The organism is Pseudarthrobacter sp. NamE5, from assembly GCF_005796225.1.
Classification (GTDB): Bacteria; Actinomycetota; Actinomycetes; order Actinomycetales; family Micrococcaceae; genus Arthrobacter.
This window is the reverse complement of record NZ_VAHO01000001.1, coordinates 405303-425160: the sequence shown is the minus strand read 5'-3', so window position 1 is coordinate 425160 and position 19858 is coordinate 405303. Positions and strand designations below refer to the sequence as shown.

Below are 19858 nucleotides of genomic sequence, written 5' to 3'. Positions count from 1 at the left end.
ACTCGGCGGCATTTCAGGAATCTGACTACTCACAGCTGGCGTCCTTCCGTTGACCGGTAGTTGCCGTCGGTGGTGCGGTAAGAGCCGTCCTCATCCCGGAAGGGGTCATCCTCGTACCGGAGCGGGGTGTCCTCGGCCGTGCCTGACGGCAGGGTTGTGGTGGAGACGGGCTCCCGGCCGGTGACCACGGGCTCGTTGAACAGATCGTCATTCCCGGCTGCGTACACGGTCTCCTGGTGGAGCGGGGCAACCGGCTGGGGCTGTACAGACCGCTGCGGCGTGGTGCCCTGCACTGAACTCTGCGAGTTCTGGGCACCGGCGGTGAGGCCGCGGGTGAGGCGTCCGGCCAGGACACCGGCGCCGGCGGCGAGCAGCAGGAAGGTTCCCGGCTTGTTGCGGGCGAACCGCTGCACCTCACCGAGCAGGTCGCCCGGCTGCTTGTTCTCAAGCCACGACGCCACCGATTCACTGCGCTGGGCGGCCTGGCGGATCAGGTCGCTGGCCATGCCCTGCTGGTCCGGGGCGTCAGCCATGCTCTGCAACTGGCTGGAAATGGTGCGGATCCCTTCGGCAGCCTTCTGCTGCTGCGTCCCTGCCTGGCTGGTAAGTCCGGACTTCGCCTGGCTCAAGAGGTCCTGCGCACTGGACTTCGCCTCGGAAGCTACATGCGCTGCTTCTTCCTTGGCCGTCTGCGCCACGCCCTGGGCTGCGGACGCTGCCTCGCCGGCAACATTCGACGCTTCTTCCTTAGCTGCCTGGCTCTTCGTGGTTTCAGCTGAACCTGCAGCAGGGGCCGTGCTGAAGCTTTCTTCCGTGCCTACCTGGGTTGCACCATAGGGATCGGTGGAAGCGGGGGTCTGGGGCCATTGGTTCTCTGTCATCGGGCTCTCTTTCGTGAAGGGTCAGCTGGCGATCAAGAACCAGCAGTGCTGGCTAGTAGTAAGCATGGTTACTAATTAGATACTAAGCACACTTCCCTTTTCCTGCGCAAGGGGAGCCGTGAATTGACTGCTGCGGGCCTGCCTTTGACCGGGAATAGTAAGCCTACTTGCGAATCTGATGCTAAGCATGCTTATTGTAGAGGATGTAGCGACGCAAAAAGAGGTGATCACACCCTGCACTTCGCCACCCACAGGAAGGCCACGGCCCGATGACCAGCAATCTCGATCCAGATGCCCGGACCAGCTACCGCCTCATCACTGTGGCGGCGCGGATGGTTCAGAGGCGGCAGGACGACGCCCTGGCTCATCTGGGCCTGACCCGCGCTGCAGTTATCGCACTGGAGGGCCTGGCAGGCGGCCCCCTGAACCAGGAGCGCCTGGCTGAAGCGATCCGAGTCCAGAGCCAGACCCTGGGCCGGGTCTTGATCCGGCTTGAGAGCGCCGGCCACATCACCAGGACGCGCCAGTCGGCGGACCGCAGGCAGTTTAAGGTGGAGCTCACGGAGTCGGGCCAAACCATCCTGGAGGCAGCCAGGCGGGCCGAAAATAATGCCTATCCAGATGACCCCAACATCAGCTGGAAGGTCCTCAGGGAAGAGTTAACGAAGTTTGTGAATGCCTTGCCCGGGGACCGCGACCAGGGCGTGGTTCCGTTCGCCGCACCGGAGCACCGCACGATGAGGCGTCCCCAGGGCGGGCGGGCCAGCAACCTCCGTGGCGCGGACCAGCCCCGCCAGTAATCCTGCTCACGAGTTAGGCATCCATCAGCTGTAAATGCAGGGCAGTGAGCACAAAGTCAGTAAAACAGAGCAGCCCCGCCAGTGACTGGCGGGGCTGCTCTGGCTTTTGCTCGCTTCAGCTATCCATTGTCTTCCCGGTCCGACGCCTGGTTGTTGTGCAGCAGCCCCCGCTGCGCGAAATCGGCCGCTTCCGATGCTTCTTCGGGCAGCGGATCCGTCGCCGGCGGGACGTCGCTTGGCGCGTAATCGGCAAGTCCGGCCGCAACCCGTTCCTGTTCGGCTGCAGCCTGATAGACATCGTCGTCAACATCCTCGGGCATTTTCCCGTGGCCGGTCCGGGTGGGCTGTGGGAGTGCGTCCTCTTCAGGAGTAATCACTCCCTCAAGCACCGGATCACGGCTTTCATCTGCGCTTGTCACGTTTACCTCCAGTCGGTAGCTTTCCTCGGTGTTGTGGCCGGATTCCTGCCTACGGCGACGGGACGCTTGGCCCGGTGGACCAGCGGAGCAGTGCGGCAATGTCGTGGCCCTCCGGCAGGACGCCGCCCGGAACCAGGAGAACGCGGGCGTCGGTAAGGGCCGCAGCCCGAAGAAGGGCCGCCGGCGCAGGAACTGCGCCCAGTACATTGGCTGCCAGGGACTCTTCCGCGGCAGTGGCGACCCATGGTTCCGCGTCCAGGGCCAGCAGGGTCCGTTTGGACAGGGATGCATCATTGAGGATCAGAACATCGACCTGCGCCTGCTGGAGGGCGTGCACCACAGCTCCGATTCCGGTGGCGGACTCGGGGTTCGCCTGGCCTTCCTGCGTGGCCAGCCGCTCCATGATCTCCTGCTGCTCCGTGGCCCACTGTTCAGCAACCCGCTGGTTTACCTGGTCCTCGAGCAGGGACTGGTCCGCGCCTGCTGTATGCGTGTGGGAGTCCACCACGGATACCAGCGCCTGGGTCGCCTTGGAGAGCTGCTCCTGGACAAGCCTGCGGGCGTGGATGTCACCGGCAAGGACTACCAGGCGGGCCCCGCTGCTGCCCACCAGCCGGTCAATCTCCTCCGCCACCTGGTCGGCATTGCGGCGCCACACGTCCTCGGTATGGTGCTGGAAGCGGAGGTGGGCCCAGCCGCCGCCCTGGAACTTTTTGATGTGCTCGGTGCTGCCCTGCACCTCTTCGGTGCTGACGGGGGCGCCTGCACCGGCGTAGTGCAGCCGGATCTCGCCGTGTTCGCGGCTGACTTCTGCCACCACATAGGGAAATTCCTCCGGCCGGTGCTTGACCAGCGGGAGGAGATCAGGGACTGCATCCACCGAAATCCGCTCCGGCAGCACCAGGTCTCCCGGGAGGATCTCGTTGATTTCCGTCTTGCCCTGATGCACCAGGACAAACCGGGAGACCGGGGAGGGAACTCCTGCCTCGGGCTGGAGTGCCTGCTCCACCGCGTCAAGGTCTGCGGGCGAGGCTCCCTGCGCCTCCAGCTGCGCCCGGGTGTTGCCCGGCCTGACGTCGGCCGCTTCGAGGGTGTCAACTGTGCCGGTTCCGGCATCTACATAGGCCGTGCACCACGGGCCGGGAAGCCGATACAGATCTGCGTACTCCTTCAAACTTCCGGTCACTGTTCGCCCTCCTCGTCGCTAAGGGAGTCGGGGGATGCAACGGGATTCAAAGCCTCCCTGATCTCGGCAGGATCCGTGTCGTCGGGGAAAGGCTCGGTTTCACGGAACTCTTCCGCGTGGGCTGGTTGGTTGCCCCGCACCATCCCTTGGGTTTCGTGCTGCATCTGGTCATCCAGCTCGGAGTTGTGCTTGGTGTTTCCTCGTTCAGCCATGACGATCTCCTTCGCTCGTGAATTAGTATCACAGGCTTACTAGTTCGTCAGTTCACCGTAGCACCGGGACGCGGCGGTCAAAAGGGGGCAGTTCCAGGGACTTGAGCCTAAGCCGCGCAGGCGTCCTTAAGTGCCTGGACTGACTCTGCAGGCACCTGGTCCCCGGACTCGGCGATCTGGCCGAGCGGCGTCGCAATTTCTGCCGGAACTCCTGCGGTGCGTGCGGCGGAAACGAGGCCGGACAGCACCTGCTTGTCTTCAACGCTCACCAGGCCGTCCTGCACCACTGCGCAGATCTGCCGGTTAACTTCCTCGGCAGCTGCGGTGGCCATCTTTGAGGCGGCATCGCTGGCGGCATTGCCGGCGGCTTCCTCGACGGCGCCACAGCCGGCGAGGAGCAGCAGGAGGGGGGCAGCGGTCAGGGCGGCAAGGTGGCGGTTCATCTGCCAAGCCTATCGGTTCAACCCGGGAGCAGGCTGGCAGCGCGTCCCCGCAGGCCGCCCGTGTGCGGGAACAGCTACCGGGCGCTGGCTGCAGGAACGCCGAGAATGCTGTCCAGCAGCCCATTCCGGAACTTCCCATCCGGATCGTTAGCGGAGGCCAGGGAACGGAAATCCGCAAAGCGCGGATACAGGGACTCCCAGTCGTGGCCTGCCGGGGAGAAGAGCTTGCCCCAGTGGGGACGGGCACCGAAGGGCTCGAGGAGGTCCTCCAGTTCCGGCAGTAGTGCGTCCACTTCCGGCTGCAGCGGCTTCCAGGTGAAGTGCAGCGCCACGCTCTGCTGCCGGTAGAAGGGGCTGAGCCAGAACTCGTCCGCGGCGCCGGTTCGGATTTCGGAGACGAACAGCAGGGGTGCGAGCTTGCCGGCGAGGCTCCGCACCGCCTCGATGGCGGCCGGGGCATGTTCCAGGGGCAGGATGAATTCGCTCTGCAGTTCCTCGCCCTTGCTGGGGGTGAACTCGTGCCGGAAGTGGGGCAGGCGGTCCAGCCATTGGCCGGGTTCGTCCATCTGCAGGGTGCAGTTCTCGGCAGACATGTCCGGGAGCGGGTGCCGGGGGCGCTGGGCGGGGGTGGCGCCAAACAAGTTGCCCAGCGGCGGTTCATGGTCGAGTGCCTTGAGCCAGACCTGGCTGATGGAATTGCCGGCATAGTCGGTGAAAAGGCTGACGCTGTAGGCGCTGGAAACCAGTTCCGGGAAGTGCGCCAGGGCCGCGTCCCACGGCAGGTTTTCCAGGACGCGCTGACGCATCAGGAAAGTTGGCTGGACCGCGAGTTCCAGGCCAGTGACAATTCCCAGGGCGCCCAGACCCACCACGCTTGCCAGGAACTCATCCCCGTCGGCCCGTGAGAGTGAAACCCGCTCGCCGGAGGCGCGGACAAGGTCGATGGATTCGACGGCACCGGCCAGCGACTGGTTTTCCACGCCTGAGCCGTGCGTTCCCGTCTGGACTGCGCCGGCCACGGAGATGTGCGGCAGCGACGCGAGGTTGTGAATGGCGACGCCGGACTGTTCCAGGGTGCGGCATAGCTCGCCGTAGCTGACGCCGCCGCTGACACGGACCGTTTTGCGTGCCGCGTCGAGTTCGATCGTATGGGGCAAAGCGTCCAGGAGTACGTGGACGCCGTCAGTATCGCCCACCCGGTTGAACGAGTGGCGTGATCCGAGGGCCTTGACCCTTCCGGCCGCGGCCACGATGCCGGCGAGTTCATCCACCGACGACGGCCTCCGGACATCCGCGGAAGCGTACTCGAGGTTCCCTGCCCAGTTCTTCATCAGGTTCAGCTTTCAGGTGGAGGTCATTTGGCTCCCTCAACTGTCAGCGCTAACAACTGCACTGTCAAGGCGGCTTCCGCTTTCCGGACCGGCCTTGCCGAGGGCGGACAAGGCTGGTGGCACGTGCTTGAAGCCCACGCCTCAGGCAGGAATAACCGGGAACTGCTGCCGGATGGCCACTTTGTGGTGTGGGCGGCGGAAAGTACGACGACGGACGACCGGTTCGCAGCAGTCTTCAACAGCGGCGCGGCCGGCCTGGTCCGGGCGTTGGCGCTGGCGGTGTGCAGTTCTTTCGGTTCTCCCGTGCCCCAGCTCAGCCGGTGGTGCGGGGCGGCGGGACGCGCCGGCTGCCGGTGGCCTCGAAGGCGGCTGCCAGATGCAGGAGCAGAGTATCGCTATAGGCCTTGCCGGCGATCGTCAGGCCCACCGGCATGGCGATATCCGCGGCCAGTCCCATGGGAACCGTGACGGTGGGGATGCCCAGGTGCCGGGGGACCAGGTTGCCGTTCGCCACCCAGACCCCGTTGCGCCATGCCAGGTCCGCCGACGCAGGGTTGGTGTCCGCGTCGGCAGGTGCGACGTCGGCCACGGCCGGAAAGACCACCGCGTCCAAGCCCAGCCCGTCCATCCACTCCTCCAGGTCCACGCGCCGGGTCTCCTCGAGCCCCTTCAGCCCCGCCGCCAGGTGCGGGATCTCCGTCAGCGACGGTACTCCGTGCTCCCGGATCCAGACGGGGTAGTCGCTGATGTCGTCGTCAAATCCGTCGTACCGGTCCGGCAGGGACCCGTCGGGCGCCGGGAAGATCAAAGCGCCGTCCACATCGGCCAGGCTGTTGAGGTTCGGGTCCCCGTTGGCAGCCAGAAAGTCGTGCCAGGACCAGGCGGACAGGTCGACGATTTCGCTGTGCAGGTAGTCCCTTGAGACCAGGCCGCGGGTGGCGATGGTGGGGCTGCCCGGGCGGTCCCCTTCGTAGTTGGAGACGACGGGGAAGTCCACCTCCACCACCTCAGCCCCTGCCGCCTCGAGGTCACGCCGCGCGGCCTCCCACAGCTCAATGACGGAAGCCCGGGTGTCGATGCGCTGGCCGGTGGGGCCTCCGATTCCGGGCCTGGGTGCGGTTCCGGCCTCCGGATCGGCGTTGATATACATCTTTGGGATGCCGAGGCGTTTTCCTGCCAGCACGTTTCCGGCCCCGGCGTGGTCCTTCACGGCCAGGCCAAGGTACGACGGCGGGCGGATAGCGGATGCCTTGGGCACCTTCACCCAGGGCTGGACACGCCAGAAGTCGCCGCGGGTTTCGGCGTCGTCCGCCACCACGACGTCCAGGACTTCGAGCAGGTCGTCCATGGTGCGGGTGTGCGGGACCACCACGTCCATGGTGGGGACCAGCGGCCAGTTGCCGCGCACGGAAATAACACCGCGGGACGGGGTGTAGGCGCACAGGGCGTTGTTCGACGCCGGCGCCCGGCCCGAGGACCAGGTTTCTTCCGCGAGGCCAAAGGCAGCAAAGCTTGCCGCGGTGGCGGTACCGGAGCCGTTGGAGGATCCGGAGGCAAACGCGGCCGTGAGGTAGTCGGCGTTGTAGGGGCTCTCGGCCCGGCCGTATACCCCGCGCTGCATACCTCCGTTGGCCATGGGCGGCATGTTGGTCAGGCCGATAAGCACGGCACCGCCGGCTCGCAGGCGTTCGATGGTGAACGCGTCCTTCTGGGCCACAAGGTCCTTGAAGGCCGGTGACCCGGCGGCCACAGTGAGACCGCGGGCCTGGTAGCTGTCCTTAGCGGTGTATGGAATCCCGTCCAGCGGCCCCAGCGTGAAACCGGCGGCGCGGCGCCGGTCCGAGGCCTGTGCGTCGGCGATGGCGTCGGGGTTCATAACCACGAGGGCATTGAGGCGTATGCCGGAAGAGTCATACTTCTCGATACGCTCCAGATAGAGCCGGACCAGCTCCTCGCTGGTCACCTCGCCCGATTCCAGCGCGGACCGAAGCCGGCTGATCCCAGCTTCCACCACTTCGAACGCGGACCGAGTGCCTTGCTGCCGGGCCTGTTCCGCGAGTTTCATGCCAAGCCGCCTTCCGTCGGGGCGGGCTGCTGCTGGGTGATGCAGTGGATGCCGCCGCCGAACGCGAAGATGTCCCGGGCGTCCACCAGTTCCACCGTCCGTCCCGGGTAGGAGCGCTCCAGGATGCCCTTGGCGATGGCATCGTTGGGGTCGTCGAAGGCGCACAGGACCACCACACCATTGGCCACGTAGTGGTTGATGTAGGACCAGTCCACGAATCCTTCGGCGTCCTTGAGCACTGTGGGTGCGGGGACGTCGATTATCCGGAGTGGACGGCCCGCCGCATCGGTTTGGCCCTGCAGGACTGCACGGAGTTGCAGATAGACGGCGTGGTCAGGGTGCGCCGGGTCATTCTGGCGGTGCAGCAGGACGGTGCCGGCCCCGGCGAAGGCCGCGACAATGTCCACGTGGCCGCGGGTGCCGAACTCGTCATAGTCGCGGGTGAGGCCGCGCGGCAGCCAGATGGCCTTGGTGGTGCCCAGGGCGGCATGAATTTCAGCCTCCACAGATTCCCTCGTGGCGCCGGGGTTGCGTCCGGAATCGAGCTGGACGGTCTCCGTCAGCAGGACGGTGCCCTGGCCGTCCACGTGGAACCCGCCGCCCTCGTTGACCAGCGGGCTGGGCCGGACCGGAGCAGCCGTCCCGGCGGCCACGGCCCGGGCCACGTCCTGGTCCTTGTCCCAGGTCGCCCACTCCTGGGCGCCCCAGCCGTTGAAGATCCAGTCGACGGCGGCCAGCGAGCCGTCCGGCTGGTGCACGAAGGTGGGCCCGCTGTCCCGCAGCCACGCGTCGTCCAGGGGTACTTCCACTACGGTGATGCCCTCGCCGAGCCACTCCTTGGCCACGCTGGCGTCGCGGGGATCGGCCACCACGGTGACGGGCTCGTAGCGGGCGATGGTCTGGGCAACCCTGGTCCAAGCGGCGCGGGCACGGTCAAGGGCGGGGCTTCCCACCGGTCCGAATGTCTCGTTCGGCGGCGGGAAGGCCATCCACGTTCCGGTGTGGGGTTCCCATTCGGCAGGCATAAAGCTTGCCGGAGCGGGCGCGAGGACGTGGGCGGCCGGGGCGGGGGCGGGTTTCATGGGTGTTCCTAAGTCTTTCTTGTGCGTCTGGCTATGCGGGTGGATCAGGCAGGCTGGCTAAGCCGCTGCCCGGCGGGGGCGAGGCGGGAATCAACGGAGGTGCCGGCGTCGTACGCTGTTGCGCCGCCCACCACGGTGAGCCGGGCCCGGTTGGTGAGCAGCTGTGCGGCGTCCGCCTGCAGCGGGTTGCTGTCCAGGACCGTGAAGTCGGCCAGGTAGCCGGCCGCGATCCGGCCCTGCCGGTCCTCCGCGCGGCAGGAGTAGGCGGCATCGCGGGTGGCGTGGCAGAGGGCGTCGGCCAGGTCCAGGGCGTATTTGGGGAGGTTCGCTTCCAGCGCCGGATCGAGGGCAGAGCGCCGCGTGGCGGCAACATACATGTTCGGCAGGGGCTGGTGCGGAGCCGTTGGCGCGTCCGTGCTCAGGGCAAGGGTAGCGCCTGCGTCCGTAAACTCGGTCCAGGGAAAGGCGCGTTCACAGCGGTGGTCGCCGAGCACACTCCGCCAGTTGTCCTGGATGGCCGGGTCCGCGTGGACCGGCTGCATGGAGGCCACAACACCCAGGGAAGCCAGCCGCTGGACGTTCCCCTCGGTCACGGTCTCCAGGTGCTCGATGCGGTGCCGCCGGTCGCGGGGCCCGTTGCGGCGGTACGCCTCCTCCAGCGCGTCGAGTGCGATGTCCGACGCTTCGTCGCCGATGGCATGCAGGGCAATCTGGAGGCCGGCGGCGTCTGCGGCTGCCACCACGGGGATCAGGGATTCGCGGTCCCAGATGGGCTTGGCACTGCTGCCGTCCGCGTACGGTTCCTTCATGGCGGCGGTGCAGCTGTCGATGACGCCGTCCACCACCAGCTTGATGCCGCAGATCTGCAGCCAGTCGCCGTGCAGGTCCGCTGCGAGCCATGCCGCCTTGGCCACCTGTGCCAGGTTCTCGGCCTCAGACTCGTGCCGTGCAACCAGCAGGTGGCCCTTGACCCGGATGGGCAGCGTGCCGTTGCGGCGCTCCAGGGCGCGGCGGAAGGCAGCCAGGTCGTCGTCCTGCACGGCCATGTCCACGGCGCTCGTGACGCCGACGGCCAGGTAGTTCGCGAACGCTTCTTCGAGCTGGGCGTCCCGGTCCTCGTCTGTGGCGTGGGCAGCAAGGGCCGGCCAGACGATCTGCTGGGCGGCCGTTTCGTAGAGCATCCCGTCCGCCTCGCCCGTTTCCGGGTCGCGGCCGATCCGTCCGCCGATGGGGTCCGGGGTGTCCCTGGTGATGCCCATTTCGGCCAGGGCGGCGCTGTTGACCCAGACGGAGTGCAGGTCGTTGGCGTCCAGGTAGACGGGGAGGTCGGGGACGGCCTCGTCCAGCAGTTTCCGCGTGGGCTGTTCCCGTGCGAGGGTGCTGTAGAGCCAGCCGGCACCAAGGATCCGTTCGGCGTCAGTGGCGGCGGCAGCTTCCCTCAGTCGGTGCTGCAGATCCGCGAGGTCAACCGCGTCACGCAGCTGGACCTTCTGCAGGGCCTGGCCCATCATCAGCAGATGCGTGTGCGCGTCCACGAATCCGGGGAGGACGAAGCCGCCGGCCAGGTCCACCTCCATGGCGCTGTCGCCCGCGGCCCTGCGGGCTCCAGCCTCGTCACCAACGTGGACAAACTCGGAGCCCTCCACTACAAAGGCTTCGGCAGGAGAGCCGTCGGCGGTGAAGACGGTGGCATTGGTGTAGAGCGTGCGTGCAGGCAAGATAGTGCTTTCTGTCTGGCTGGTGCGGAACATTAAACGATGGCCGCCTTATGGATCTCGGGCGTGGCGTTGCCGGCACCCGCTTTTTCGGTCTGGACGGAGATGCGGGAGATGGCCACCAGTGGAACCATCAGGGCCAGGGTCATGCCGCCGAGGACATAACCCAGGACGTCGTAGCCTGCCCCGGCCGAGACGAATGTTCCGAAGAACGGGGCGAACGAGGACCCCACCAGGTAGACGCCGAGCACCGGGGCGGACCAGCGCCCGGAGGCGTCCAGTGCGGCGGCAGCGGCCACGATGTAGATGAACGACAGCATGTAGATGGTGTTCCAGGCGATGATGACGGCCATGTACAGGCCTGGATCTGTAACGACGCCGGAGAGTATCTTCAGTGCCGCGCCCGCCAGGAGTGCGACGGCGAGAGGTACTGTCCGGCCCAGGCGACGCCCTGCCACTCCGATAAGTCCCGAGGCGAGGAGGCCGCCCAGGGTGGAAAGGCTCAGCACCAGTCCCATACCGTTTTCGTCAAGCTGCGCCTGGTCCGCTCCCATGGTGGCGGCAACGGCCCAAAGGGAGTCTTCGCTGAGGGCCCACAGGGCGAAGCAGGCGAGCAGCCCGAAGCCGGCAATGGTGGTTTTCCGGGATGTTGCTTTTGGAGCGGCAACTGCCGTGGCCTGGGTTGCGGGCGCGGCGGGCCTGGCCGGCAGCCAGGGTGTGGTGAACAGGGCGGCCAGGGCAAGGCCGGCCAGCAGGCCGAAGGCACTGCCCATGCCGGCGCCCAGCGCCGGGATCACGAAGAGGACCACCGAGACGATGGCGCGGTTGGTAAAGCCGCTGATACCGGAGGCGCGGTCCGGGTTGCGGAGTGCGCCAAGGGCGGCGCCGCCCGCGGAGACGGCCCCGCCGGCGCCGAGGCCGCCGATCAGGACACCTGCGACGACGATTGGTGCTGACGGGATGAATGCCGCGGCTCCGAAGCCTGCCGCCGTGAAAACCAGGCCGACCCGTGCCACCAGGTACCTTCCGTTTCCTGCCGCCAGGCGGGACGTCAGCAGGCAGGCGGCCGCGCAGGCGAGCAGCGATCCGGTCATCAGTGTTCCCGCCTCGGTATCGGAGAAACCACGTTCCCCGGTCAGGGCGAAGATCATGACCGGCACCAGGTTGGCCGTCATAAAGCCGACCACGCTGATGCCGAAGACGGAGACGGCACGCGTTGCAGTCAGGGGAACGCGAGCTGTGCTTTGGTCGTCCTGGGACATGGACTTCTCCTTGCTGGGATGGAGTGAAGGCTGTCACAAAATGAATGGCCTTCATTTATTATGGGGATACACCCCTGCCAGCACAAGGGTTTTAGTGAAAGCCTTTCAGAAACTCGTTTTTGTTACCTGCCGTATCCCCGCCAGCAGGGTTTCCAGCCCGAAGGAAAACGCCGTGTTCGAGCGTTCCGCCGGGGAACCCAGATCCGCAATCGCCTCCGAAAGCATGGGAAACAGGCCCTGCGGCGGGGACCAGACCACCTCGGGCGCAGTCAGTTCCAGGGCTGATCCGAGGACCAGGTAGTCCACCGTGGTGATGGCCGGGACGATTGCGGAAGGGGCCAGCCCTGCCTTGGCCAGTACAGTCGCCATGTCCTCGTAGATCCGCATCACGCCGAGGTCCCGCACGGTCTGGGCAACCAGGAGCGGCACCAGCCGGGGGTGGTCCACCAGACAGTCACGGTACTCGCGGGCAAGGTTCCGGAGTGCCTCGTCCCACGGAAGGTTCTCCGTATCCAGGTGCTGCCTTTCGGAGAAGACCAGGCCCCGCATCAGCTCGATGATATGTTCCCGGTTCTCGATGTGGTTGTACAGGGCCGCCTGGCTGACACCGAGTTGCTTTGCCACTTTGGGAAAGCTGAAATCCCCAGTGGAATCCACCAGGAAGAGGGCTGCCCGGACGATGGCATCAACGGACAGCAGCGGTGATCGCGGACGCGGCACGGGGACTCCTTGTAACGGTGCGGTCCGTTCAATCTAGCGTGTTCAATTCAGTGCCTCGTGCGGTCCACTGCCTTGACAATGGCGCGTGCCAGTTCTTGGGGTTTCGTGAACTGTGGCCAGTGGCCCGTCGGCAGGTCCACATACTCAACCTCACGGATCCGTGCCAGCTCGGCAACGAAGGGATGCCCGGCGTCGATCCATTCCCGCAGCAGCGAGGAAGGGAATTCGCAGGCGATGACGGTCGCCGGCACCTCGTAGCGCCGCGTGTCGTGCAGGTGCTGGGGGTCGTAGGCGACACCCTTGGGTTCAGGAACGGCACGCGAGCGGAACGCCTTCCGCAGCCCTTCGTCAAGGTCCACCAGGTCGGCATCCTCGAAGTCTTCCCAAGGCGGCAGCGGAATCCCGTCACCGTCCGCCCGCAGCTGGTTGTTGATCACGTCGCCCTCGCCGAGTGGGCCGCTGTCCACATAGATGGCTCGTTCCACCTTGTCCGGCCGGGCATCCACCACTCCGTGAATGATGGCGCCGCCGCCCGAGTGGCCCACCAGGACCACCTTGCCGTCCAGGTTGTCCACGGCCGCGGTGACTGCATTGATGTGGTCCCGCAGCCCTATGCCGGAGCGGTCAGCGTCCATTGCTTCCATGCCCGGCAGGGTGAGCGGGTGCGGACGGTGCCCGGCCGCCTCGAGCGCCGGGGTCACCTCCTCCCAGGAAGAAGCGTCCAACCAGAAACCGGGCACGAGGATGATGTCCATGACGGAACACTACTCGGTGAAGCGGGGCGAACAGCAGTACCTGAGGGCTTCACACGGCGGCAGGGCTTCCCCCTGTGGGGCCCTCGCAGTAAAGTCCGGAGTGGCCAGTGAAGGATTTCCCAACCTCATCCGAGAGGCACGGCATGAACCGGAAAAATACCCGTTGTGACCGCGTTCCCACCGTTTCGGCCCCGGCCCTGCCTGAAGGTGCGGGAAGATGACCAGTCAGTCATCGCCGGGCAAGGCAGCACCCCTCAAACGTGAGACCTTTTCGTCGCGCCGGCTCTTTATCCTTTCCGCCATAGGGTCGGCAGTGGGCCTTGGCAACATCTGGCGCTTTCCCTACATTGCGTACGACAACGGGGGCGGAGCCTTCCTGATTCCGTATCTGGTGGCCCTGCTGACGGCGGGCATTCCGCTGCTCTTCCTGGACTACGCGGTAGGGCACAAATTCAGGGGATCTGCACCCCTGGCCTATCGCCGGCTCCATAGGGCGGCGGAGCCTTTGGGATGGTGGCAGGTTCTGGTCTGCTTCGTCATCGCCGCCTACTACGCAGTGATCATTGCCTGGTCCCTGATGTACACCATCTTTTCCTTCACCGAGGCCTGGGGCGACGACGCCGAGGGCTATTTCTTCGGAACCTTCCTGGGTGTCGCTGAGGCGCCCGGCCTGGGATTCGATTTCGTCCCGTCCGTTTTCTTTCCGCTGCTGGTGACCTGGCTGGCAGTCATCGTGATCATGGCTGCCGGTATCCGCAAGGGAATTTCGCGCGCCAACTCGGTCCTGTTGCCGCTGTTGGTGGTGATGTTCCTCCTGCTGGTGGTCCAGTCCCTCTTCCTCCCGGGCGCTGCGCAGGGGCTGAATGCCTTTTTCACCCCGGACTGGTCCTCTCTGGCCGATCCCTCAGTCTGGGCGGCGGCCTACGGACACATCTTCTTCTCACTCTCAGTCGGCTACGGGATCATGGTCACCTACTCCTCCTATCTGAAGCGGCGGACTGATCTCACCGGATCCGGGATGGTTGTTGCCTTTTCCAACTCAGGTTTCGAAATCCTCGCCGGGATCGGTGTTTTCGCCGCCCTGGGCTTCATGGCACAGGCAGCCGGCACGGGAGTTAATGAGGTGGTGACGCAGGGCATCGGGTTGGCCTTTGTGGCATTCCCCACCATCGTGTCGCAGGCACCCTTCGGAGCGCTGATGGGCGTGCTGTTCTTCGGCTCCCTGGTCTTCGCAGGAATCACGTCGCTGATATCCGTCCTGGAGGTCATCGTTGCCGCGGTCCAGGACAAGCTCGGCTGGGGCCGGGTCAAAGCGTCCCTGGTGGTCAGCATCCTGGTGGCTGTTGTCTCCCTGGGCCTGTTTCCCACGGCGACCGGTCTCTACCTGCTGGATACCTCGGACGCCTTCGTCAACAGCTTCGGGATCACACTCGGCGCCCTGGTGACCGTGGTGGTGCTGGCATGGTTCCTGCGCAAGCTTCCCCTGCTGTCCGCCCACCTCAACCGCGTCTCCACCGTGAAGATGCGGGGTACCTGGATGGTGCTGGTATCAGTCGTGGTGCCGCTGGCCCTGATCTACATGGTGGCGAACGAATTCATCAGCAAGATTTCCACCCCCTATGAGGGTTACCCGGACTGGTTCGTGGGCGTGTTCGGCTGGGGCATGGCCGGGGGGCTGGTAGTCCTGGCGCTGGTCCTGACGTTCATCCCCTGGAGCCGGACGTCCAAGGCGAACCATGACCCGGAGTACGACTCCCTGGTGGAGCGGGAAGCAAAGGAGACGGCGCTGTGACACCCGTTGCCATCACCATGATGATCATCGCCATACTCACCGTGTGGGGCGGGCTGGCGCTGGCGCTGCTGAACCTCAAGCGGCACCCGGAGGATGAGGGTGCCCTTCCGGAGGAGCACGCCCCGGAGCTTTGATGCTGGCTTGTTCAGTCATCCCGTCGAGAGGCAGGCCACCGAGCTCCTGTCAGCGGCGCCTGCGTCCCGACCGCTCCCTCCTTTCGGCTGACTCACGCTCCGCCCAGCGCTGCGACTTTCCGGCCGCTACCACCTTCTGGTGCCATTCCCGCTGGTAGGCGCGCTGTGCAGCGGCGTCGCTCCGCCGCGCCAGAGCCGCCACTTCTCGCTGGAGCTTCAGGTAGTTGTGCCAGCGGCGTTCCTCCAGCACACCGTCGGTGATCGCCGCCTGGACGGCGCAGGCCGGCTCGCCCTGGTGCGCGCAGTCCGGGAACCTGCACCGGGCCGCCAGCCCCTCTACGTCGCCGAACATCTCGCCCATGCCGTCCTCCGCGTCGAACAATCCAAAGCCGCGGACACCGGGGGTGTCCATCAGCACGGTTCCGTTCGGGAGGGGCACCAATTGCCGGGACGTGGTGGTGTGCTTTCCTTTGAAATCGCCGCTCCGCACCTCTCCGGTGTCTTGGACGTCGCGTCCCACCAGCGCGTTGATGAGCGTGGACTTTCCCGCACCGGATGGACCGAGCAGGACGATGGTGCCGCCCGCGGGAAGGTGCGACAGCAACGCGTCAATGCCGTCGCCTTTTTCCGCTGAAGTGGTGACCACCTCCACGCCTGCCGCCTGCAGGATGACCTTCCCGACGACGTCGTCCGCCACGTCCGCGAGGTCCGCCTTGGTGATGATCACCAGGGGAGTGGCGCCGGAGTCCCATGCGGCAACGAGCGTACGCTCCATCCGGTTATGGGTGAGGGGCCGGTCCACCGGGACCACGACGCCCACCATGTCCATGTTGGCCGCCAGGATCTGCGCCTCCGATGAAACCTCGAAGGCGCGCTTGCGGCTGAGTTCGGAGCGCCGGGGAAGGACGGCGAGGATCTGCCGGTCACCGGCGCGGTTAGGTCCTATCCAGACCCAGTCGCCGGTGACGGGGGCCTCCCCGCTCAGCGGGTAGGGCAGGTGGAGGAGCACCGGCGGCCTGGGCCGTGGTGTTGTGGAAGGTCCCGCGGGAAGAGGCTTAGGCGGGGCCGGTGCGGAGCAGGGGAAGGGTGGGGGTAATGGATGCGGGACGCTCAAAGCGTGCGGCTGTAACAGTCATCAAAACCACCTCCCTCTTCCGGGACAAGGACCGCTACGGTCCGGTCCTACTGTAGCTGCGGCCTGTTGCTTGCACCAGACCCTGCCTCCGTTCCGCCGGTGATGGACAGGGCTCCTGGCCAGGTTCACAATGAGGGGGTGTAATGCCCTGCCCCTGACATTCCCAGTGCCGACTTCCCGTGCCACGGGACGTCCCGGAGGAGGAGCTATGCGGACGACATTGACGAGGGCGGCTGTCTTCTTTGCCCTCATCGGAAGCGTGCTGTGCTTGACCGCGGGGGCCACTGCATCGTCCGCCGGTATCGCAGCTGCAAGCGTCCACGTTGCGGCCGCACTGGAGGTAGCCCAGGGGCAGCAGCCTTCTCCCACTGATGCTCCAACCGGGCCTACTCCCGCGCCGACCGGAACAGCAACTCCGGCCGAATCTTCACCTCCTCCCCCCGGAGGCCCAAGTGACGCCGGAACGGCCCAGGCGGACGACACCACGCCCCTGCTGATCGGGCTTGCGATCATCCTGGTGATATTGCTCGTGGCGTTTTACCTATGGCGGCGACGCGGGGCCGTGAGGGACCTGTAGCGCACTGACCAGGAGTGGTGCCGGGACGCCGCCTGAACAAGGAGCGCCCTAGCGCTGCAGTTCCAGCGCCCGCTTCTCGCGTGCCGAAATGCGTGATACATATCCGCAGTTGGTGCAGGTGATCTGGTAGGACCGCGATGTGGTGAACACCGGAATGAAGAAGAGGGTGAACTTGGTAGCCCGCTCCTCGAGGTGGTGGTGAACGAACGAGCGGCAGTACTGGCAGGTGGCGGGTTTGCCGGGCAGTGCCTTGAGCACCGTCTTGAAACCAAAGAGAAGGAGCATGGTCTTGCCTTCCGGGTAGTCCTGCTGGCGTATCTGACAACCCTAGGCCCTGAATCAGGCTGAAGCATCTTCCTGACAGTCTCCCGGACCGGTGCGATACTGGGGACTGCACGCTTTTGGCATCAGGGGGACTTCGAAAAGATGGTGTTGGACACAGCGACTCTCCGGATCGCGTTCGGTCTGATGGCGCTGGTTCTGGCTTTCCTCTTTTACTTTTCCGCCTACCGTGTCACGCGCTCGCCCTACAGCGGCTGGTGGTGCCTGGCGCTGCTGTTCTTCCTTACCGGATCCGCTTGTTTCCTGCTGGACGGGACGCCGCACCAGCTATGGGCCAACCCTGCCGGCAACGTGCTGCTGGTGCACGGCGGAGTGGCTGTCTGGGCCGGCGCCAGGTCGCTGCGCACGGTGCTGCCGCCCATGTGGGCGTTCACGGGCATACCGCTGGTAACCTTGGTTGCTTCCGTCGTCGACAGCCCGGCCACTAACACCTGGTCCGGGGGTCCCGTTTTCCTGGCGGCCATGAGCCTCACCATCGGCCTGGCAGCACGCGAATTGTGGCGCCTGGAACCGGGGTATTCCCGGGTACGAATCCCCATGGCCGCGGCTGCCGGCGGGCTGTCCTTCTTCTACTTCCTGCGGTGGTGGGCCTTTATGCTTGAAGGGCAGGACGGCCCTGTTTTCGTTACCGTTTTCGGTTCCGCCGTCACCACCATGGTGACCATGGTGCTCCTGGTGGTGGTGTCCTTCAGCATGGCCGCCCTCAGCAGCGAACAGCAGACCAGGGCGCTGCGCATGGTCGCTTCCCGTGACGATCTCACCGGTCTTCTCAACCGCAAGGCCTTCCTGAACCTCGCGGCCGAGCAGCTGGCGGACCGTTCCGTCACCCGCGGTTCGGGGGCGCTGATCCTGGCCGACCTGGACCACTTCAAGGCTGTCAACGACACGTATGGCCATGCCGCGGGCGACCTCGCCCTGCAGGCATTCGCCGAAGCCTGCACCGCCACGGTGAGATCCACCGACTTGGTGGGACGCTACGGCGGGGAAGAATTCGTCCTCCTTATCCCAGGCGCCAACGGCGAAAGGGCGGAAACCATCGCCGAGGAGATCAGCGGACGCCTCGCCGGCACAACTGCCAATGACGGGATGGAGATGCCAACGGCAAGTTACGGGATTTCCACGTACGACGGCGGCACGAAGGACCTGAAGGGCCTCATCGCCTCGGCGGACGCGGCCCTTTACACCGCCAAATCACTCGGCCGGAACCGCACTGCCCGCAGCGACTGGATGAGCTAGCGCCGGCCGGCACGGGTGCCCGGGAAGCGGGAAGACCGGCTGATAAAATGGCCGGGTTGCAGGGCGGAGTTATTGCTGGTGCAACCAGCGCCGCAACCAAGTGAGGGACCAGACAATCATGACGGCAGGCGGGCCACACCTCGGGACTTCAGAGACTCAGCCTGCCGCGCCCGCCAAAACCACCGGTCCCGCGACGGGCCGCGCTTATCTGGCCACCATCGAAGGCTTCGTCGGCGCCCTGATGATGTTCGTCGGTTCCATCGGCACGGGCTGGATTGCCAACGGCTCACCCATGATCCGACAGCCGGTGGTGATCGCCCTCCGCACCGAAGGCTGGGGAGTCACAGTTTCCACGGTGCTGCTGACAGTCGGCGCGATGGTCCTCATGCGTTCATGGCTGAGGCTGGGGCAGCGCCTGGCTGAATGGGGCGCTTCCTCCCTCCGGTCCGTTGTTATCGCCATTTCGGCCTGGTCCCTGCCGCTGTTGTTCTGCGTGCCCGTGTTTTCGCGCGATGTCTACGCCTATACCGGCCAGGGCCGGCTGGTGATGGAGGGGCAAAACCCCTACGAGGTGGGCATCTCCACCCTGAGCAACTGGTTCTCGCTGGGGGCCGATCCGGCGTGGGCCGAAGCGAGGACCCCTTACGGCCCGTACTTCCTTTGGCTGGCCCGCGGGGTGGTGGGGCTGACAGGTGCACAGCCCGACGTCTCAGTGCTGCTGTTCCGGCTCCTGGCCGGGGCGGGGGTCCTGCTGTGCGTGATTTATGTACCCAGATTGGCAGAGCTGCACGGCATCAATGGTGCACGGGCGCTGTGGATTTCTGTGGCCAATCCGCTGTTCCTGATCAGCTTCATTGCCAGCGCCCACAACGACGCACTGATGGTGGGACTCGCCGTCGCCGGCGTCTACTTCGCCGCCACGCGCCGCTACCTGCTGGGGATTCTCCTGGTGACAGCGTCCATCGGCATCAAACCGATCACGGTGCTCCTGCTGCCGTTCATCGGGGTGATGTGGGCGGGCCCCTCCGCCTCGTGGCCACGCAGGTTCCTGATCTGGGCTGCGACGGCGGGAATCAGCTTTGGCGTGCTGCTCCTGAGCGGCATCCCGTACGGGCTGGGCATCGGCTGGACCTGGGCCATCATGGACCCCACCCCCGGCTACACCGGCTACTCGCCGTCCGGCTTCCTTGGGCAGCAGGTGGAGTTCCTGGCCAATTCGCTTGGACTGCCGGGCGGGACGCTCGCCACGTGGCTGCGTACCGCCATGAAGTGGGCAGCCATCGGACTGGTCCTGCTGCTCATGTTCCGCGGAGACTATTCGCGGGCGGTGCGCCGGCTGGCGCTGGCGTTCACCGCCGTCGTGATGCTCTCGCCCATCATCCAGCCCTGGTACATCCTGTGGTTCCTGCCCTTCCTGGCTGTCACCGGGATCCGGGACGACTGGCAAATCAGGTCCCTGTATGTGGGCGTGACGTTCTTTGTGGTCTTCGGCGCACAGGACCAGCTCTCCGTCTGGTCCTTCGTGGAACTGCCCATCGATGCGTCGTCGCTCGCGTTCATCACCGCACTGGCATTTACCTTCTACCTTCTATTCCTTGATGTGCATACGCGGAAGCTCCTGATCGAGGGCAAGCCCCTCGACCTGGCAAAACGCGGCTGGCGCTGGATCCTCGAGTGGCGCCAGGCCAAGCAAAACCGGGTCGAAGAGCCAAGACGCCAAAAGCTGGGAAGCCGCTAAACCGCGGGCAAATCGCGGCGGCCGCACCACGCA

The 19858-nt window shown here is 65.7% G+C and carries 21 protein-coding genes; 7 read left to right on the top strand and 14 right to left on the bottom strand.

Annotation, left to right across the window (positions count from 1 at the left end):
- Window positions 1-29 precede the first annotated feature (29 nt).
- A complete protein-coding gene (locus FDW84_RS03150; protein WP_138606462.1) occupies window positions 30-881 on the bottom strand; it encodes a hypothetical protein in 852 nt (283 codons plus the stop codon).
- A 269-nt stretch (window positions 882-1150) separates the two neighbouring features.
- Between FDW84_RS03150 and FDW84_RS03145 the strand changes: the two genes are divergently transcribed.
- Complete coding sequence (locus FDW84_RS03145; protein ID WP_138606460.1) at window positions 1151-1681, top strand: MarR family winged helix-turn-helix transcriptional regulator; 531 nt, start codon at window positions 1151-1153, stop codon at window positions 1679-1681.
- Between the two features lie 119 nt (window positions 1682-1800).
- On the opposite strand, the gene FDW84_RS03140 is transcribed toward FDW84_RS03145, so the two are convergent.
- The 11 genes from FDW84_RS03140 to FDW84_RS03090 form a co-directional block, all read right to left on the bottom strand.
- Window positions 1801-2100: a hypothetical protein gene (locus tag FDW84_RS03140; RefSeq protein ID WP_138606458.1), complete on the bottom strand. Its 300-nt coding sequence runs from the start codon at window positions 2098-2100 to the stop codon at window positions 1801-1803.
- A gap of 49 nt (window positions 2101-2149) precedes the next feature.
- A complete protein-coding gene (locus FDW84_RS03135) occupies window positions 2150-3286 on the bottom strand; it encodes a baeRF2 domain-containing protein (protein WP_138606456.1) in 1137 nt (378 codons plus the stop codon).
- A complete protein-coding gene (locus tag FDW84_RS03130; RefSeq protein WP_138606454.1) occupies window positions 3283-3498 on the bottom strand; it encodes a hypothetical protein in 216 nt (71 codons plus the stop codon). Before FDW84_RS03130 ends, FDW84_RS03135 begins: the two co-directional genes overlap by 4 nt.
- 107 nt (window positions 3499-3605) lie before the next feature.
- On the bottom strand, window positions 3606-3941 hold the full coding sequence (locus FDW84_RS03125) for a hypothetical protein (protein WP_138606451.1): 336 nt from the start codon (window positions 3939-3941) through the stop codon (window positions 3606-3608).
- A 74-nt stretch (window positions 3942-4015) separates the two neighbouring features.
- Window positions 4016-5272, bottom strand: coding sequence for an FAD-binding protein (locus FDW84_RS03120; RefSeq protein WP_138606449.1), 1257 nt, complete (start codon window positions 5270-5272; stop codon window positions 4016-4018).
- A gap of 313 nt (window positions 5273-5585) precedes the next feature.
- A complete protein-coding gene (locus tag FDW84_RS03115; RefSeq protein WP_138606447.1) occupies window positions 5586-7337 on the bottom strand; it encodes an amidase in 1752 nt (583 codons plus the stop codon).
- Entirely contained in the window at window positions 7334-8419 is a 1086-nt protein-coding gene (locus tag FDW84_RS03110; protein WP_138606445.1) for an agmatine deiminase family protein, read from the bottom strand. The genes FDW84_RS03115 and FDW84_RS03110 overlap by 4 nt, the downstream gene beginning before the upstream one ends.
- A 44-nt stretch (window positions 8420-8463) precedes the next feature.
- A complete protein-coding gene (locus tag FDW84_RS03105; RefSeq protein WP_240721345.1) occupies window positions 8464-10137 on the bottom strand; it encodes an amidohydrolase in 1674 nt (557 codons plus the stop codon).
- A gap of 32 nt (window positions 10138-10169) precedes the next feature.
- Window positions 10170-11396, bottom strand: a complete 1227-nt coding sequence (locus FDW84_RS03100; protein ID WP_138606441.1) for an MFS transporter — start codon at window positions 11394-11396, stop codon at window positions 10170-10172.
- Between the two features lie 105 nt (window positions 11397-11501).
- A complete protein-coding gene (locus tag FDW84_RS03095; protein WP_138606438.1) occupies window positions 11502-12116 on the bottom strand; it encodes a TetR/AcrR family transcriptional regulator C-terminal domain-containing protein in 615 nt (204 codons plus the stop codon).
- 47 nt (window positions 12117-12163) lie between these two features.
- Entirely contained in the window at window positions 12164-12871 is a 708-nt protein-coding gene (locus FDW84_RS03090) for an alpha/beta fold hydrolase (protein WP_138606436.1), read from the bottom strand.
- Here FDW84_RS03090 and FDW84_RS19190 point away from each other — a divergent pair.
- Genes FDW84_RS19190 through FDW84_RS03080 form a run of 3 tightly spaced genes read left to right on the top strand, consistent with a single transcriptional unit; the run spans window position 12870 to window position 14797 of the window.
- Window positions 12870-13040: a hypothetical protein gene (locus FDW84_RS19190; RefSeq protein ID WP_171046633.1), complete on the top strand. Its 171-nt coding sequence runs from the start codon at window positions 12870-12872 to the stop codon at window positions 13038-13040. The two genes, FDW84_RS03090 and FDW84_RS19190, sit on opposite strands and share 2 nt — an antisense overlap.
- 48 nt (window positions 13041-13088) lie before the next feature.
- Complete coding sequence (locus FDW84_RS03085) at window positions 13089-14663, top strand: sodium-dependent transporter (protein ID WP_138606434.1); 1575 nt, start codon at window positions 13089-13091, stop codon at window positions 14661-14663.
- Window positions 14660-14797, top strand: a complete 138-nt coding sequence (locus FDW84_RS03080) for a methionine/alanine import family NSS transporter small subunit (RefSeq protein WP_138606432.1) — start codon at window positions 14660-14662, stop codon at window positions 14795-14797. The genes FDW84_RS03085 and FDW84_RS03080 overlap by 4 nt, the downstream gene beginning before the upstream one ends.
- A 49-nt stretch (window positions 14798-14846) precedes the next feature.
- Here the strand turns inward: FDW84_RS03080 and rsgA are convergent, their stop codons facing one another.
- On the bottom strand, window positions 14847-15806 hold the full coding sequence (gene rsgA, locus FDW84_RS03075; RefSeq protein ID WP_171046632.1) for a ribosome small subunit-dependent GTPase A: 960 nt from the start codon (window positions 15804-15806) through the stop codon (window positions 14847-14849).
- A gap of 334 nt (window positions 15807-16140) precedes the next feature.
- Here rsgA and FDW84_RS19185 point away from each other — a divergent pair, with 334 nt between their 5' ends.
- Complete coding sequence (locus FDW84_RS19185; protein WP_171046631.1) at window positions 16141-16509, top strand: hypothetical protein; 369 nt, start codon at window positions 16141-16143, stop codon at window positions 16507-16509.
- A gap of 48 nt (window positions 16510-16557) precedes the next feature.
- Here the strand turns inward: FDW84_RS19185 and FDW84_RS03070 are convergent, their stop codons facing one another.
- Window positions 16558-16794: a zinc-ribbon domain-containing protein gene (locus tag FDW84_RS03070; protein ID WP_138606428.1), complete on the bottom strand. Its 237-nt coding sequence runs from the start codon at window positions 16792-16794 to the stop codon at window positions 16558-16560.
- A 141-nt stretch (window positions 16795-16935) separates the two neighbouring features.
- On the opposite strand from FDW84_RS03070, the gene FDW84_RS03065 reads away from it, so the two are divergent.
- Window positions 16936-18087, top strand: a complete 1152-nt coding sequence (locus tag FDW84_RS03065) for a GGDEF domain-containing protein (protein ID WP_138606426.1) — start codon at window positions 16936-16938, stop codon at window positions 18085-18087.
- Between the two features lie 118 nt (window positions 18088-18205).
- Window positions 18206-19825: a polyprenol phosphomannose-dependent alpha 1,6 mannosyltransferase MptB gene (mptB, locus tag FDW84_RS03060; RefSeq protein ID WP_138606424.1), complete on the top strand. Its 1620-nt coding sequence runs from the start codon at window positions 18206-18208 to the stop codon at window positions 19823-19825.
- The last annotated feature ends 33 nt before the right edge of the window (window positions 19826-19858 follow it).